This window comes from Pradoshia eiseniae, assembly GCF_002946355.1.
Classification (GTDB): domain Bacteria; phylum Bacillota; class Bacilli; order Bacillales; family Pradoshiaceae; genus Pradoshia; species Pradoshia eiseniae.
In genome coordinates, this window is sequence record NZ_PKOZ01000002.1 from 392,924 (window position 1) to 408,193 (window position 15,270).

Annotated in this window: 15 protein-coding genes; 4 read left to right on the forward strand and 11 right to left on the reverse strand. The window is 42.5% G+C overall.

The features are described from left to right. Positions 1-10 precede the first annotated feature (10 nt). Entirely contained in the window at positions 11-2,824 is a 2,814-nt protein-coding gene (locus CYL18_RS06650) for a cation-translocating P-type ATPase (RefSeq protein ID WP_104848696.1), read from the reverse strand. Positions 2,825-3,297: 473 nt separating this feature from the next. Between CYL18_RS06650 and CYL18_RS06655 the strand changes: the two genes are divergently transcribed. Continuing rightward, positions 3,298-3,432, forward strand: coding sequence for an anti-repressor SinI family protein (locus tag CYL18_RS06655; RefSeq protein WP_104848697.1), 135 nt, complete (start codon positions 3,298-3,300; stop codon positions 3,430-3,432). A 50-nt stretch (positions 3,433-3,482) separates the two neighbouring features. Here the strand turns inward: CYL18_RS06655 and CYL18_RS06660 are convergent, their stop codons facing one another. The 8 genes from CYL18_RS06660 to CYL18_RS06695 form a co-directional block, all read right to left on the reverse strand. After that, positions 3,483-3,809, reverse strand: coding sequence for a helix-turn-helix domain-containing protein (locus CYL18_RS06660; RefSeq protein ID WP_104848698.1), 327 nt, complete (start codon positions 3,807-3,809; stop codon positions 3,483-3,485). A 621-nt stretch (positions 3,810-4,430) separates the two neighbouring features. Then, positions 4,431-4,784, reverse strand: a complete 354-nt coding sequence (gene mnhG, locus CYL18_RS06665; RefSeq protein ID WP_201741246.1) for a monovalent cation/H(+) antiporter subunit G — start codon at positions 4,782-4,784, stop codon at positions 4,431-4,433. Continuing rightward, positions 4,765-5,046: a Na(+)/H(+) antiporter subunit F1 gene (locus tag CYL18_RS06670; RefSeq protein WP_104848743.1), complete on the reverse strand. Its 282-nt coding sequence runs from the start codon at positions 5,044-5,046 to the stop codon at positions 4,765-4,767. Before CYL18_RS06670 ends, mnhG begins: the two co-directional genes overlap by 20 nt. Then, complete coding sequence (locus tag CYL18_RS06675) at positions 5,046-5,522, reverse strand: Na+/H+ antiporter subunit E (RefSeq protein ID WP_104848699.1); 477 nt, start codon at positions 5,520-5,522, stop codon at positions 5,046-5,048. The genes CYL18_RS06670 and CYL18_RS06675 overlap by 1 nt, the downstream gene beginning before the upstream one ends. A 35-nt stretch (positions 5,523-5,557) precedes the next feature. Next, complete coding sequence (locus CYL18_RS06680) at positions 5,558-7,036, reverse strand: Na+/H+ antiporter subunit D (protein WP_104848700.1); 1,479 nt, start codon at positions 7,034-7,036, stop codon at positions 5,558-5,560. Continuing rightward, the gene (locus CYL18_RS06685) at positions 7,029-7,367 is read right to left on the reverse strand and encodes a Na(+)/H(+) antiporter subunit C (RefSeq protein ID WP_104848701.1); all 339 of its coding nucleotides are present in this window, start codon (positions 7,365-7,367) and stop codon (positions 7,029-7,031) included. Before CYL18_RS06685 ends, CYL18_RS06680 begins: the two co-directional genes overlap by 8 nt. Before the next feature lie 2 nt (positions 7,368-7,369). Next, on the reverse strand, positions 7,370-7,792 hold the full coding sequence (locus CYL18_RS06690) for a Na(+)/H(+) antiporter subunit B (RefSeq protein ID WP_104848702.1): 423 nt from the start codon (positions 7,790-7,792) through the stop codon (positions 7,370-7,372). Further along, on the reverse strand, positions 7,789-10,188 hold the full coding sequence (locus CYL18_RS06695) for a Na+/H+ antiporter subunit A (protein WP_104848703.1): 2,400 nt from the start codon (positions 10,186-10,188) through the stop codon (positions 7,789-7,791). The genes CYL18_RS06690 and CYL18_RS06695 overlap by 4 nt, the downstream gene beginning before the upstream one ends. Positions 10,189-10,363: 175 nt before the next feature. On the opposite strand from CYL18_RS06695, the gene CYL18_RS06700 reads away from it, so the two are divergent. Continuing rightward, positions 10,364-11,014 carry a universal stress protein gene (locus tag CYL18_RS06700; protein WP_104848704.1) on the forward strand — a complete coding sequence of 217 codons (651 nt, stop codon included), beginning with the start codon at positions 10,364-10,366 and terminating at the stop codon, positions 11,012-11,014. Positions 11,015-11,067: 53 nt separating this feature from the next. Here CYL18_RS06700 and CYL18_RS06705 read toward each other — a convergent pair whose 3' ends face one another. Continuing rightward, positions 11,068-11,631, reverse strand: a complete 564-nt coding sequence (locus CYL18_RS06705; RefSeq protein ID WP_104848705.1) for a tyrosine-type recombinase/integrase — start codon at positions 11,629-11,631, stop codon at positions 11,068-11,070. 213 nt (positions 11,632-11,844) lie between these two features. Beyond that, a complete protein-coding gene (locus tag CYL18_RS06710) occupies positions 11,845-13,785 on the reverse strand; it encodes a glycoside hydrolase family 15 protein (RefSeq protein ID WP_104848706.1) in 1,941 nt (646 codons plus the stop codon). 389 nt (positions 13,786-14,174) lie between these two features. On the opposite strand from CYL18_RS06710, the gene srtB reads away from it, so the two are divergent. Next, positions 14,175-14,921, forward strand: coding sequence for a class B sortase (gene srtB / locus CYL18_RS06715; protein ID WP_104848707.1), 747 nt, complete (start codon positions 14,175-14,177; stop codon positions 14,919-14,921). Between the two features lie 73 nt (positions 14,922-14,994). Then, complete coding sequence (locus CYL18_RS06720; RefSeq protein WP_104848708.1) at positions 14,995-15,231, forward strand: CsbA family protein; 237 nt, start codon at positions 14,995-14,997, stop codon at positions 15,229-15,231. The last annotated feature ends 39 nt before the right edge of the window (positions 15,232-15,270 follow it).

The following is a 15,270-nucleotide window of genomic DNA, read 5'->3' on the forward strand; positions in this document are numbered from 1 at the left end:
CTGTCTTTCCTTAACCGATAGTAGTCCTTCTGACCACCCATTTACGGATTTCCTCACAAAGCATAAAGAGAACCGTAAAGATTGGGAGCAGAATGAGATGCTGCCATTCCAATGCAGCTGTTCCAAAGACATACTGGAAGAGCGGTGTATAGGAAATCAGCAAGAATAAGATAATCTCCAGGACAATTCCCCATATCATCAATGAATTAGGCTTATTAAATGATTGAAAGAATGGCTGCCTGAATGACCGTGATTCTAAGAGATTCCCAATCTGACAGGCAATTATAGCCCCAAAACCGAGCGTAATAGCATAGCTATAAGCATGCATGACCCCATTTGGTGCCGTATTCGTTGCAATTATATCTGTAAAGGAACGGATTTCCCTGAAGGTGTACCCGAAATAATCCCAAGCAAAGAAAAAGGCAATGAACAGGCAGGCTGCCTGGATAACGCCTAAGAACCCATAAGCCCTGAGTATTGTTGGACGGTCGAGAATATTGCTCTCTTTCTTCCTTGGCGGCTGGTCAAGGACATCATCATCCGGCAATTCCTTTCCGAGGGAAATGGCAGGAACGATATCTGTTCCAAGGTCTATGGCAAGCACCAATAAGATAGGCAATGCGAGCGGGATATTGAATAATCCCATCACAAGGAATGGAACAATCTCCGGTATATTTGAAGCTAATATATAGCTAATGAACTTCCGGATATTCTCATATATTGCCCGACCTTCTTTAATAGCCTCGACGATGGTAGCGAAGTGGTCGTCCAATAAAACGACATCAGAGGTTTCAATCGCTGCATCGGAACCGTTTTTACCCATGGAAATACCGATATCAGCCTTTTTCAAAGCCAATACGTCATTGATTCCATCACCGGTTGCTGCGACGACATGACCGAGACTTTGATAAGCAGTGACAATTTTCAATTTGTCTTGCGGTGTTGTCCGTGCAAAAATAACCGGACAATCTGTATCTATTTTCTTCGCAAGCTCCCCCTCGTTTAATCGTCTCAACTCCTCACCGGTAATGATGACATATTGAGCCTCGGCGATGCCTGTTTGCTGCGCGATGGAAAGGGCCGTTTTGCTATAATCCCCGGTAACGACCGTGATTTTGATACCTGCACGATGGCAGTCACGTACCGCTTCAAATACGCCATCCTTCGGCGGGTCATACATGATGGCAAGGCCGAGCAGCATGAGTGTGTCGTCTTTTGGACCTGAACAGGAAACAGCCAGAATACGATAGCCTTCGCTCGCCATTTCGTCATTGATGGCCTGAACTTCTAAACGGTCCTCCTCCGTCATTTTTACGGCTTTCCCATTTCGATACATATACTGGCATTTTTCAGAGATTTTAAGTGGATCCCCTTTTGTGAAATTAATTAATGTGCCAACAGGGAAAGCGTTAGCTGATTCATTTTTTGCGATGACCGTCATATATTTATTTTCGGAGCTAAAGGGCTGCAGGCTCTCTCTTTTAAATAGCTGCTTTGTTTCTTCGACGTTCAGACCATATTTCTCGGCGGCAATTAAAATGGCAGCCTCTGTTGGATTGCCAATATACTCCCACTCTTTTGGGTTATTCTCGGCTGTTTTCAGCATGGTTTCTGAGCATAGGATGGCAGATATGAAAAAGCGTTCAAGGCCCAGCCGATTTTGTGCGGTAATTCCGCTAAGGTCGCCAGTCTTTTCATAGCCATTTCCGCTAATGTCAATTAAGCCGTCCGGTGTCCATATCTTTTTTGTGACCATGGCATTTTGTGTGAGAGTCCCTGTCTTATCTGTACAAATGACGGTCGTCGAGCTAAGGGTTTCAACCGCTGATGGCTTTCTGACCAACGCATTCTTCTTGGCCATTCGCTGTACGCTTAATGCAAGGGATAGGCTGACGGTAGGCATCAAGCCCTCCGGAATGTTTGCGACAATCATTCCGATGGCGAAGATTAACGCTGCATTGACTTCAATATCAGTCAGGAAGATAGAAACACAAAAGGCCAAGATCCCAATGGTAACCGCGAAGGTGGCCAAAATCTTGGTAATTCGCTGGATTTGAATCTCTAATGTGCTCTTCTCTCGTTTAATTTGAGCCGTTGTTTCAGTAATCATACCGATTTGTGTCTGTTTACCTGTTCCGTAAACGACTGCTTTTGCTTCTCCGCCAGTAATGGATGTACCGGCAAAAATTAAGTTGATGCAATCACTTACAGGTCCATTGATGTGTGTGTCTATTGCTTCGCAGCGATTCACCGGCAATGATTCACCAGTCAGCATCGAGTTATTAACCATCAAGTGATTCGAGGAAAGAATCCGGCAATCGGCAGGGACTTTATCGCCTGCAGTGAGGCTTACGACATCCCCTGGGACCAATTGTTCAGCATGGATGGATTTCAGTTCCCCGTCGCGATATACCTTCACATGGCTCGGCATCATCTTAGACAAAGCTTGCAAGGCTTTATCAGCCCGGTTCTCTTGAATGAAGGAAAAGATAGCATTAATCAATATGATTGCCCATATGACATAACTCAGCAAGGGTGTGCCGGAAATGAAGGCAAGAATACTAGCTGCCCAAAGCATAATCGCTAATAATCCGACAAGTTTCTCTATAAAACATTTAAGAGGATTGAAGCTTCTCTTTTGTTCCATCTCGTTATAGCCTAATATTTTCTGTCTAACCTGAACCTCGGCTTCAGATAATCCGCCGGGATTTGTTTTTAGTGAGCTAAGTGCAAAGCTAGCATCTCTTTTTGCCCATGTTATTGGGTCTATCTTTTGTATTTCCTGCAATGTGCTTTCAGGTAATCCTGGTTCATTTCTTTCCATACATTCATCCTCCTCTCTGGTTGATTAACTATTTCAAAATAATTATACCTGTATTTTGATAATTTAAAAAATATGAACAATCGGTAAATCAGTCCTAAAGGATACGGAGTTGTTTTTGAGTGAAAGTGCAATTTGTTCTGTCATGAAAATCGTCAGTTTTAATTAATTTTGCGCTATGAAAATTGCTTCAGCCAATTCAGCCAGAAAAAAGATAAAACGACATGTTTCCGGTGAAAAAGCTGCATTAATAGAGGGTATATTTGATATTTGTAGAAATTTGAAGAAAAAAAGGTTCATAAAGCGAGTTTGCGAGTTACAAAATACGGCAAATAAAACAGAGTGCCCCATATATACTTGAATTAATGCATAATTTGCAAAGCAAAGCTAATTGAAAAAGGATGTAAAGTTGCAGGGAAGCCCCGTATCGATGGCTAAAAATCAGAAGTATATAGGGAAGGGTAGGCGATTTATAAATGCACAATTCGGAGTTGGATGGTGAATGGGTAAATTTGATTATAGTTGCCCGAGAGATCGGGCTAAGCAAAGAGGAAATAAGGGAATTTTTAAAAAAAAATCAGCTGCCAAAGAAAGTAAATACCCCTACATAAAAAAACACTCACCAGTAAGCTGGCGAGTGACTATTTTTGTATAGAAAACATTATTTGCTGTTATTATTTATCTTCCACTTATTATATTCAATGAATTCCCGGAATTGATCCTTTGAAACCCCTGACTCCATCGCTTCTTTCACGAGCGATGCCCAATCTTGGTCCAATGGATAATCATTCGGGGTATCGTGTAAGAGAACATCCAAAGGGACATTGAGTACGGAGGCAATCTTTTCGAGAAATTGTATGGAAGGGTTCGTCTGTATATTTCTTTCTAATGAACTCAAATAAGATTTAGCTACGCCTGCCTTCTCAGCTAGTTCAGTCATAGATAATTTTTTTTCTGTTCTAATTCTTTTGACACGATCACCAATCATCTTACAAATTCCTTCCTGAACAGTATATTTAGAAAGTATTCGATTCTAACCCATATTATAATAATAACATCATATCTATTCAATTCCCTATAGTCTTTTATCCTATATTACATGTTAATTGCATTTCATTGATTACAGCGAATCGGAATAACTGATTCTAATGAATCGTGTAATGTGCCAAAACATTGAAATATTAATGGTCAAGAATGTAATAAGTACTAGTATCTATTGAAAATGGCGGTATTTATCCCGTTATATTGAAGGAGATAGGGTATAGAGGTATGGTAAAGGAACCGGATGGGTCTTTAGTCCTTGATATTTTGTGAGAACGACCATACCATTATGGGGATATATAATATTCATTTTTGTATAAAGAAGAGGGCAGGCAATTGTCTAAAGGTCAATATCCTAAATGGGTAACAGCGAAGATGGCAAATGTTATAAGTTAAGGATTTTTAAGAACCTGAGCCTGGTAATTATATGGACTCAGGTTTTTTATTTTTTGCTTTTCCCATCCCGGCTCCTGCCGTTCGAATGAAAACAGCGGCGTGTCCGAAGTATACAGACACGCCGCTAAATTAAGCTATAGAGAAGCTATTAACAGGCTGAAATAAATGTCTGTCAATCAGCCTTCATATATTTCTTTAAGTCATCGTGTACTGTTCGATCGGCCAGCTTTACGTTAGAGCGATAGGCAGCCCGACAGATGATATGGCCCGCAACCGGGGCAGTCAGAAACACAAAGAATATACCTAGAAGCAGCCGTATGCTTACATATCCCTCGTTAATCCAGAAAAACAGGAATGCTCCAAGAAGAATGAAAAGAACTCCTAATGTGGTGCTTTTAGATGCGGCATGGGAGCGTGTATACACATCCGGAAGTCTGATCAGCCCTATCGCACTTAATAGTGTTAAAGAAGTCCCCGAAAGAATGAAACCGGCAGCAATCCATTCACTAATCAATTCTGCGTTCAATGACCACACCTCTTTCAATGAATCTAGCAAACGCAATCGTTCCGATGAAGGAAAGAATCCCTAGCAATAAGATGATATCCAAGAAGGCATGCGATCTGAATAGAACAGATAAGATGGCTACACCTGAAATCAAGTGAATGCCAATGGAATCAAGTGCCATAACTCTGTCCGGCATGGAAGGACCTTTGAACAGGCGATAAAGGGCAAAAAGGATGGATATTGTCAATATGAACAGGGCTGCTGTCAAAAGTATTTCAAACATCATCGTGTAACCTCCTTAATGGCCTTTTCAAAACGGCTTTTTGATTTAATGATGGATTGTTTAGATTCCTTCATATCCATGGCATGGATAAAGAATGTTTTATTATCTGGCGAAATCTCCAGCACAACAGAGCCAGGGGTCAGTGATAACAAGAGGGCCAATATCGGTATTTCCCAATCCCCATTTAGATCTGTCTTTAAGGCAAATACTCCTGGCTGGACATTTATTTTCCTGCGTGTGACCTGTTTCAATACAAGCACAGTGGAAGAGACAAGCTCTTTCATGAATACGTACAATAGCTTCAGGATGGAAAGAAAGGTCCCTAAATAGAAGGATTTATTGAAATAACGGCGCATGAAAAACAAAATAATGATCCCTACTAAATATCCGGCAAAGAATGATGGGAAGCTCCATTTATCCTGCAAAAGCATCCATAAGAAACCGATGAATATATTCAGCAAAACTTGGACGGGCACAACGGACCAACCCCTTTTTGTTTAGTAACTAGCTATTAATCTCCTAAAACCGCATTAACATATAGCTCAGGGTTCATCAAGCCTTCAGCGGCCAATTGGATATAAGGGGAGATGAATTCTCCTCCTAATCCTAAAAGAATCGTCACAGCCGTCAGAAGCGTGATTGGCACAATTATTCCTCTTGTCGTACCCTTCTCCATGTCTTCACTTAAGTTTGTTTCACCCCAGAAAACATTCATGAAGATTTTCATAACAGAATAAAGGACCAGCAAGCTTGATATCAATCCAATGGCCCCAAGCCAATAATCTCCTGCTTCAAAGGTACCTTTTGTAATCAGCACTTTTCCAAGAAAACCACTGAACGGCGGAATGCCGGCGAGTGCCAAGGCTCCTGAAAAGAACATCCAGCCAAGAAACGGATGTGTCCGGATCAAACCGCTCATTTCCTTTAATTGATCGGTACCAGTTAAGTAAATGACTGTGCCCCCAATCAGAAACATCAACGCTTTCACATTGATATCATGCACAAGATAAAAAACGGAACCTGTGATGCTGCCTGTTGTGAACGCAGCTAGTCCAGCCAAAATCAATCCAACCGATACGATGACATTGTAGGTTAAAATGCCCTTTACATCCCATTTAGAGACTGCCCCGATTGCTCCGAGCAGCATGGTCACTGCGCCCATAATACCAATCAGCAAGTGTGTGATTTCCGGCTGGTGGTAAAAAATCAAGGTGAACATACGGAAAATGGCATAAATGCCTACCTTGGTGAGCAAAGCGGCAAAGATGGCTGCCACTGCTGTAGGGGGAACACTATAGGACCCCGGCAGCCATTGAAACAGTACAAGACCGGCTTTCAGGCTAAAGACCATTAAAAGCAGAATAGCAATGGTCGTCATAAGCCCGCCTTGTCCTGCTTCAGCAACACGGACGGAAAGATGCGCCATATTCAATGTGCCCGTGACGGCGTAAAGATAGGCAACAGCCACAAGGAAGAAGAAAGATGACATAACATTAATTAAGATATACTTAATTGATTCCCTGAGCTGTTTTCTTTCACCTCCAAGGGTAATCAGCGCATAGGAGGAAATCAGCATCAATTCAAAAAAGACAAACAGATTGAAGATGTCACCGGTCAAAAAGGAGCCGTTCACACCGCTGATCATAAACAGGAAGAGCGGGTAGAAGAAATTCTGCTCTCTAATCCTTCCGATTGTGTAGAAGGCGTAAAACAAGCAACAGAAGGATACAAATGCAGTTATAATCAAGAGAATGACCGCAAACATATCGGCGACAAGACTTATCCCATAAGGGGCAGCCCATCCGCCCGCCTGCAGGACTTGTATGCCCTCATCCTTCACTTGCACAGCCAAAAGCATCGCCACTATTCCTGTGGCTAGAACAGCGAGCAAAGCAATGGACCGCTGCATATAAAGTTTTTTTCTGAATATGACCATAAATAGCCCCGCGATGAGCGGGATAATGATTGGCAGAATGATTATATTATTCATCTTCATTTCCCCTTAATTGATCCATATCATCAGTTCCCAACGCCCGGTAACTACGATAGGCGACCACTAGGAAAAGGCCTGTTACAGCAAAGTTAATGACAATCGCAGTCAGAATGAGCGCCTGCGGCAGCCCATCCGTAAAGGAGGTGTTCTTCAGGCCCAAAAGCGGAGGCCCTCCAGTCTTCAATCCGCCCATCGTCAGAATCAGAAGGTTGACTGCATGGCCAATCACGGAGGTTCCAAGTATGATTCTAAGCAGACTTTTGGATAGGATCATATATGTTCCGATTGCGAAAAAAAATCCTATAAGTATAGACATAATTGTTTCCATAGTTATCGGTCCTCACTTATGCTCAGAATAATCGTCACAGCTGAGCCGATGACAGCTAAAGCTACGCCTGTGTCAAATATGAGCGCAGTAGCCAGTTCTGTTTTGCCCAAAATCGGGAGCTCAAAATAACCGTATGTTTGGGAGAGAAAGGGCACATCGAACAAAAAAGATCCGGCCCCCGTAAGCACAGCGATCAAAACCCCGATCGCGGCTACTGTTTTAAAGTCTACAGGTATTAGTTTGTTGACAATTTCCGTTCCTAGCGTCAGATACATGAGGACAAGAGCGCTGGCTATTCCTAATCCTCCGATGAATCCTCCTCCGGGGTTGTGATGCCCCGCGAAGAACAAATCGATGGAAAACGTAAGGATAATCAAAACGGCGACTTTTGTCACTGCTGCCAAAAGAATATCATTAGGCTTCATTTTTTATCCCTCCCTGCAACATTGACCTTGATTAATGTAAATACAGCCAATCCAGCAATACACAGGACCGTCACTTCGACCATCGTATCAAGCCCCCTAAAGTCGACCAAGGTTGCGTTTACGATATTCTTAGCTCCTGCAAGCGCATAGGAATCCTCGAAATATCCAGATATTGTTTCAAATAACCGCGTACCATTGGCAGAGAGGGCCAAAAGTGTTACGGTGAGCCCGACTCCAACTGAGATTAGCATATTGGTGAATTTGAAACGCACTTTACTAATCTCCCTTCGAAGCTCAGGCAGGTGATAGAAGCAAAGCAGGAATAACGCAACCGTCACTGTTTCCACAACCAATTGTGTCAGCGCAAGATCGGGTGCCTGGAATATAACGAATAGGATGGATACTAGATACCCAAGGGCGCCAACAGCGATAATGGATGTTAACCGATGCTGGGAGCACAATGCAATCGTTGCAGCCGCCACCATGCCAATGACCATGACAGCTTCATAAATGCTCACTGGTGAATCATTGGACATATCAAAAGTGAAACCATTGAACAGCCACAAAGAACCGCCAACGATAAAGATGAAAAATACAAAAATATAAATCAGGTAATCACGTGTATATCCCGTCATGTACTTCTTCGTGACCATGCCAGAAACGGACTCCATCAGCTGCAATGCCCCGTTATATATATGGTTAAATGTCAGGCTTTGCGGGTACCAGCTGAATACCTTGATCCACTTTGGCAAAAGCTTATAGAGTACGAGTCCGAAAAGGACGACACCGATTGTCATTAATAGCTCTGTGTTAAAGCCATGCCAGGCGGAAATTTCCTTGCCGAGTCCGCCTTGGGCCGCATAGTCGGGCAAGATTGCGATGAAGGCGGGATCCAAAATGTATTTGGCCAAAACGTTAGGGAAAAAGAAAATCACTACAACGAATATGGCCAAAAGAGCAGGCGGAATCAGCATGCCAATAGGCGGTTCGTGAGCGACCTTAAACAGGAGCTCTGGTTTATGCGCACCTGTGAATGTCTGAAAGACAAGAATCATACAGTAGACAAACGTCAGGACACTAGCTGCCCAAGCGACAATAGGGAAAATCATTCCGAGTGTTTCCATTCCGAATAGATCCATCCCAGAGGCGTTCACCACTCCGGTAAAAAACATCTCCTTACTCAAAAAACCGTTGAATGGCGGTAAGCCTGCCATCGAAAAGCTTCCAATCATCGTGATTGTGAAAGAAATCGGCATAAGGCTCATTAAACCGCCAAGTCTTTGCAGATTCCGGGTGCCTGTCTCATGGTCAATAATCCCGACCACCATGAATAAGCTTCCTTTGAAGGTTGAATGATTAACCAAGTGGAATACAGCCGCCATGATGGCGACCGCATATACTTTAGATTCATCGCCATAGCCGAAGTAAACCGCAGCAGATCCAAGTCCGAGCAGGCTCATGATTAAGCCGAGCTGACTGATTGTCGAATACGCAAGCAGCGCCTTTAAGTCTTTTTGCCGGACTGCGTTCCAGGATCCATATAATAGGGTTGTGATTCCGACCAAAGATACGGTCCAGAACCAAATGGCATCACCGCCGAACACTGGGGTTAGCCTTGCCACCAAATAGATCCCGGCTTTGACCATTGTAGCTGAATGGAGATAAGCACTGATTGGTGTCGGTGCCTCCATCGCATCAGGCAGCCAGAGACTGAATGGAAACTGCGCTGATTTAGTGAAAGCTCCCAGTAAGATTAAAATCATAGCCGGCAGGAAAAGGATATGTTCCTTCATCGAATCTGCTTGGGATATCATTTCACGGATGCTATAGGTATCTGTGATGATGGATAGAAGCAGCAGCCCGGCCAGCATCGATAACCCGCCGAAGATGGTAATCAGCATCGACTTTTGAGCTCCGTCTCTGGATTTTCGCCGGTGGTACCAATAGGCAATCAGCAAGAAGGAGGAAATGCTGGTCAGTTCCCAGAATACGTAAAGGACAATAACATTATCTGAGAAAACGACTCCTAGCATGGCACCCATAAACAGCATCAAATATACATAAAAGTTATGAAGCGCTTCACGCTGCCTGGACATATAGAATACTGAATAGAGAATGACGAGTGCGCCAACACCGGTGATCAGCAAACTGAATAGGAGGGATAACCCGTCAACATAGGCTGTAAAATTAAGCCCGAACGAAGGAAGCCATTTCATTTCACTCGTCCAAGTATCTCCAGCCTGTGTTATGGGAATATACTGTAGTAGGAAGGTAAAGATAATAGCCGGCAAAAAAAGAACTAACCAGCCAATATGTAATTTATTATTAAAAAGACGGTGGAGGAAGGGTATCAAAACCGCAAAGAAAAACGGCAATAAAATCATTAAGTTAATCATGTCCTCCCGCTCCCTTCATCATAGAATGAATGTAAAAGTGTCCGTAATTGGCTCAAATCCTTATTATATTTCAAATATTGACATTATTTATTGTAATAATAATTGACTGAAAATACAGCATGGGCTATATTCGTAATAGTCGATTGACCTACCACTATTTAGAGGTGAAAATTTAATGAAAAAATGCAAAAGCCGAATGGATGAAAGCATACTTGTATGCGTCTATTACGGCCCCAATGGTGATCGCTTAATCCAGCGCGGCAGCAAAATCGCCAATATGCTGGATTGTCCCCTGTACATCTTAACAGTGGACCCAAGCCCTTTTGATGAACTAGACGCTGAGAAGTCCGAGAGTATCGAAAGATGGCGTCAGCTCGCTGAAGAGTTGGAAGCAGAGGAATTTATTTTAAAAGATAATGAGAAAAGACCGTTTGCAAAAGTAATAGCGGATGTCGCGCGTGAAAAACAGATATCACAGATTATTATTGGTCAAACGGCACAAAGCCGCTGGGAACAGATTGCTAAAGGTTCAATTATAAATACTTTGTTGCGGGATATTCCTTTTGTTGATCTTCATATTGTCTCCGTCGCCCGGGCATTGAGGGATGATCCGGACGGCCTTTATGAAAAAGGTGTGCGTGCCTATCTCGAGAAAGAAGGAGATCTTTATCGTTTGAGCTTCGAGCACACAAAGGAAAGTGTGTATGAAGGGATTTTCTTTAAAGAAATTGGCACGGATTTCAATACCGGAATCTTTAAATTCATGAAAAACAACCAAACACTGCAAGTGACAGTGACGGATGACTATGTTAAAGAAGGCTTATAATGGACGCCTCCACGAATGATGTGGAGGTTTTTTCTTTCTCAAGCAACATTCCCTTATAAGTTCACATCCACTTTAACAGGAAGTTTTTCATCCTTGTCGATTCCTAAATACCGCAATGTTTCTGCGGGACTGTGATGATGATAAATGTTCATCAGGATTGATATCGCAATTCCTTTTCGATAGGCATGATAACCAAATGTCTTCCGTAAGGTATGGGTACCAATCTTCCCCGGTATTCCTGCTTCCTTAGCAGCACAGTTAATGATTCGATAAGCCTGCTGTCTAGAGATGGGCAGCTGGTTCTTTTTGGATTTAAATAAATAGTCATCCGCACAGAAATCAAAGGTATCTAGATAATGTTTCGCAGCATCCCTTACATTTTGGTTAAGATAAAAGGCTCTCTCCTCAGAAGTCTTGGCATCTTTTATATACAGGAACTCCTTGAACTTCCCATCTTCCCAGATATCTGCTACGCGTAAAGAGAGCAGTTCGCTGACGCGGAGGCCCGTATTTATTCCAAAAACAAATAACAGCAAATCACGCAAAGACTGCTTTTTAAGAATCCTTTTAATGGCTGCAATCTTGCGGATATCCTTTATGGGATCAACGTATTCCAAGGAAGGACCTCCTCACTATAATGTTACTTAATTATGATGTTATCAAAAATTATGTAACATTACAAATATGTAGACTTTTATGTCTTTTTGAGCCTATTAGGTATATTAAATGGCTTAAAAAGGCTTCTCCTTAAGTTATTTTGCATAAAAAAACGCCTCTTCAAGATTAGACTGATACTAATCTTGAAGAGGCGATTGTATTGTATCGTTCTCTTAAATTTCGATGCCCTTTTCTTTGAATTCCTGCACGGTGAGAATAAACATAGCATGGGACCAAGTGAGCGGAAGAACCCAGGCAGGGCGTCCTGTCACCTTATCGATTTGCTCAGCCAGCAGCCCAAGCTCGGTCGCATGATCAATCACCCAATTATAAAGCTTCTTAGCCTCTAATTGCTCGTTGATGCGCGCATAGTAGATGGCGAGCCATAAAGTTGCGATAATCCACGGGTCACCACTTATATAAATATCTCCCGGGAACCGTTCAATACCGCCGATGATCTTGGAGCGGCAGAGGCGATCGATTGTGGCGGCTGTCTGCTTCATTTTTGGATCATTGGCATCAATCATATTAAATGGGACTTGAAGTCCAAGCAGACATATATCGATGACATCATCACGAATTTGACGGTAGACCGGGTATCCCTTTTGGTCATACTCCATCGCAACATCCTTGCCCTGTGCCTTCTTATTTTGGTAGGCTGGCTCATCAAGACGCAAGTGGAAGCCGCGGAAGAATGAGCCGCTTGTTTCATTGTAGCCAATCTGGAGGATGGTCTTTTTCATGGCTTGTGCTGTTTTGGCATAAAGGCGTGCCTTTTCTGAGTATCCTTGTTTATCAGCAAAATCAGCAGCACCCTTCAATCCTCCGTAAACAGCGGCGGCTGAATAGAAATGCTCTGCCTCCCGTTTTTCCCAAATATCCATGCTGGGCAAAGGGAGGTGGGTAACCGGATCGATGAATTTCGTTAGGAAGTCAGCCGCTTTCTCAACCGTTGGCCACATTTCCTCAATAAAAGAATCATCCTTCGTAAGAGAATAGAATTGGTGCATCCCCCAGAGAATGGACCCGGTCTCATCAATTTGCAAGCCCCAAGAGGGTGCTAGAAGACCGTCTAAATAATGACGATGCTCAAATGAGCCATTATCTTCCTGCAGGGTGCTCGCAAAGCGGAAAAAATGGCGCACGCGCTCATGGTAGCCAGCTCTCGCGTAGGCCGTCGCTGTGTAAGCTGCATCTCTTCCCCAGCAGTACGCATAGCCGCCTGAATATGCATATTCCTCATCAACCTCCGGAGCCGCAATAAAGCCGCCATTTTTATTGTTCATTAAGTGGAACATGAGGAGAGAGCGTTCATAGACATTTTTTCCCCGTTCATCTTTAAAATCGATCGGGTTCGCTTGATCTAAGTAATCATGCCAATACGTAACAGTTTGTTTGTAAAGCTCATCAAAGCTGGATTTTTTCACCTGTTTTAAGCTCTCTAAAGCCCCTTTGCTGCCCTTTCCCGCGGCAATATAGAGAGTGAGGGAATGTTCTCCGTTTGCAGGAATGTGGATGGGACCGTACTCTATCCCAGCAGATGAGCGATTAGCGATGCGCTTTCCAGGGAGGAAACCATCATTTGTTTCTTTAAACGTAGCCCCGCATTGGTACTTCTTCACATGGGTATCAGAGCCAATCGCAAATCCATATTCCCGGTGATAATGAACGAAGCTGTCTGTATCCTCGTCAAACATCACTGTCTGATAGCGGCGTTTCTCATCAATCATAAAATCGCTATATATAACAAAATCGAGATTTTGCGGGTAATTTGAGATATTTCGGAAGGTAAAGTGGCGGATATACACATCTTGATCGGGGACAACAAAGTCAAGCTGCCGGATGCTCAAGCCAACTTCACCAAGGGTTGAAATAGTTTCTAATATATTGGTGCCGCTAATGTAGGCCTGCTGATGTTTCCATACATTATCATGCAAGAAAAAGGTCTTGATGGAACCTTCTATTCCGCGGATCCCTGTGTAAAATAAGTTTAAATGCTGAGGAAAGTCAATGTTTGGCCATGTGATTCGCTGAGCCTGCCCATCCTTTGTCAATGAGACAAGCATACTTGAATTTCCGATTATCGCTTCCGTAATATACGGCTTTTTCTCCATAAATATCCCCCTCTATGTTGAAACACACAGTATATCAGTTTAACGTGACAAAGTTTTCCATGTCAATTTATATGCAGATTTATTCCATAAATGGAATAATCAAGGGAGCAACTCGCTATTATTCAATGAAAAAAACCCACTTGTCGTAATGGTTAAATGCTAGAGTGCGCTGCCGATTATAATACCCTTTTCATTGATAACTAAACGTATTGGTAATCAATGAAAAGAGTATGCCTGAATCATAAAGTTGGAATTTTGTCCGCTATCTTTTCGAGGATAAACCGCTCATTGTTTTATTAAAATATTATTAATTTAATATAAAATTCAGTTAATATAAGTTTATAGTCAAAATAAACAGTATAAATACTTTTTTGATATAGGTGATTAGTATGAGAAAAAGCAGTGGTTCAGGAGTTCGTCCCTTTTTATTTGTAGTGAGGGCTGTTCTACTCATAGTCTTCTTATTTTCAGGATATCTCCTAAGTGACTATTTGATTGAGCTTTATCAATTGAAAAATATGCAAAGGGAGATGACTGATATTTATGAAGAATCCGTATGGATGAACAAGGAAAATGGGAAACGAGAATTGGCGTTTGAGCAGCTGCGCGGAATCAATGAGGATATTGTCGGCTGGATCTCCATTGACGGGACCTCTATTGATTATCCTGTCGTGCAGACCGATGATAACATCTATTATTTGAGTCATTCTATTTATAAAGAGGAATCATCAGCCGGGACCATTTTTATGGATTGTCGAAATGGCGCTTCTCCGTTAGACAAAAATACGGTTCTCTACGGCCATCATATGAAGAATGGAATGATGTTTCATGATTTGACTTCTTATAAAGAGGAAGCCTTTTATAAAAGACATCCCTACGTGGAATATAGCGGGGAAGATGGTGTTGGCAAGTGGGAAGTCTTCTCTGCTTATGTGACGAGTACGGCCGATAATTATATCGAGACAGACTTCGGCATAGAGGAAGATTTTGAGCAGTTTCTCGAGAGGATAGTCTCGAAGTCTCTCTATCATACGGGCTGTGAGCTGAAGGGGACGGATAAGATTTTGACTTTATCAACCTGCAGCTATGAATTTGATGATGCGAGAATGGTCGTGCATGCGAAATTGATGGAGTAGAAATGTTATTTATTTGTAGGGGTGGAAAAACGTTGTATAATAGAAGGAGTGAAGTTGCGCGGAGGGGAGAGCTATGATGAAAATATTAGCAGCCTTGCTAGCACCCGGCCTGTTGGTTGTATTTTTTTCAAGGGTTACATATAGCTATATTGTGGGATTGCTATTGACCGTAGCCTTGATTGCTGCCTCGGCCTATCGAGGGTTTACATCATCCTGGCCTCTAATTATTATAGATGCATTTTCACTTACCGTAGGTTTGTGGTATTCAAAACGGATGATCAAGCGAATTCGTGGAGCTAAAAGTGCGTGATTTTGGTAAGAGTCTTTCTTTTTGGAGGGCTCTTTTCTT

Bases quoted from the DNA above. Each gene is read 5' to 3' on its own strand.
- CYL18_RS06660 (WP_104848698.1), bottom strand. From the start codon at position 3,809: ATGATTGGTGATCGTGTCAAAAGAATTAGAACAGAAAAAAAATTATCT.
- CYL18_RS06685 (WP_104848701.1), bottom strand. From the start codon at position 7,367: ATGGAAACAATTATGTCTATACTTATAGGATTTTTTTTCGCAATCGGA.
- CYL18_RS06650 (WP_104848696.1), bottom strand. From the start codon at position 2,824: ATGGAAAGAAATGAACCAGGATTACCTGAAAGCACATTGCAGGAAATA.
- CYL18_RS06710 (WP_104848706.1), bottom strand. From the start codon at position 13,785: ATGGAGAAAAAGCCGTATATTACGGAAGCGATAATCGGAAATTCAAGT.
- CYL18_RS06700 (WP_104848704.1), top strand. From the start codon at position 10,364: ATGAAAAAATGCAAAAGCCGAATGGATGAAAGCATACTTGTATGCGTC.
- CYL18_RS06720 (WP_104848708.1), top strand. From the start codon at position 14,995: ATGATGAAAATATTAGCAGCCTTGCTAGCACCCGGCCTGTTGGTTGTA.
- CYL18_RS06695 (WP_104848703.1), bottom strand. From the start codon at position 10,188: ATGATTAACTTAATGATTTTATTGCCGTTTTTCTTTGCGGTTTTGATA.
- CYL18_RS06680 (WP_104848700.1), bottom strand. From the start codon at position 7,036: ATGAATAATATAATCATTCTGCCAATCATTATCCCGCTCATCGCGGGG.
- CYL18_RS06670 (WP_104848743.1), bottom strand. From the start codon at position 5,046: ATGTTTGAAATACTTTTGACAGCAGCCCTGTTCATATTGACAATATCC.
- CYL18_RS06690 (WP_104848702.1), bottom strand. From the start codon at position 7,792: ATGAAGCCTAATGATATTCTTTTGGCAGCAGTGACAAAAGTCGCCGTT.
- srtB (WP_104848707.1), top strand. From the start codon at position 14,175: ATGAGAAAAAGCAGTGGTTCAGGAGTTCGTCCCTTTTTATTTGTAGTG.
- CYL18_RS06655 (WP_104848697.1), top strand. From the start codon at position 3,298: ATGCACAATTCGGAGTTGGATGGTGAATGGGTAAATTTGATTATAGTT.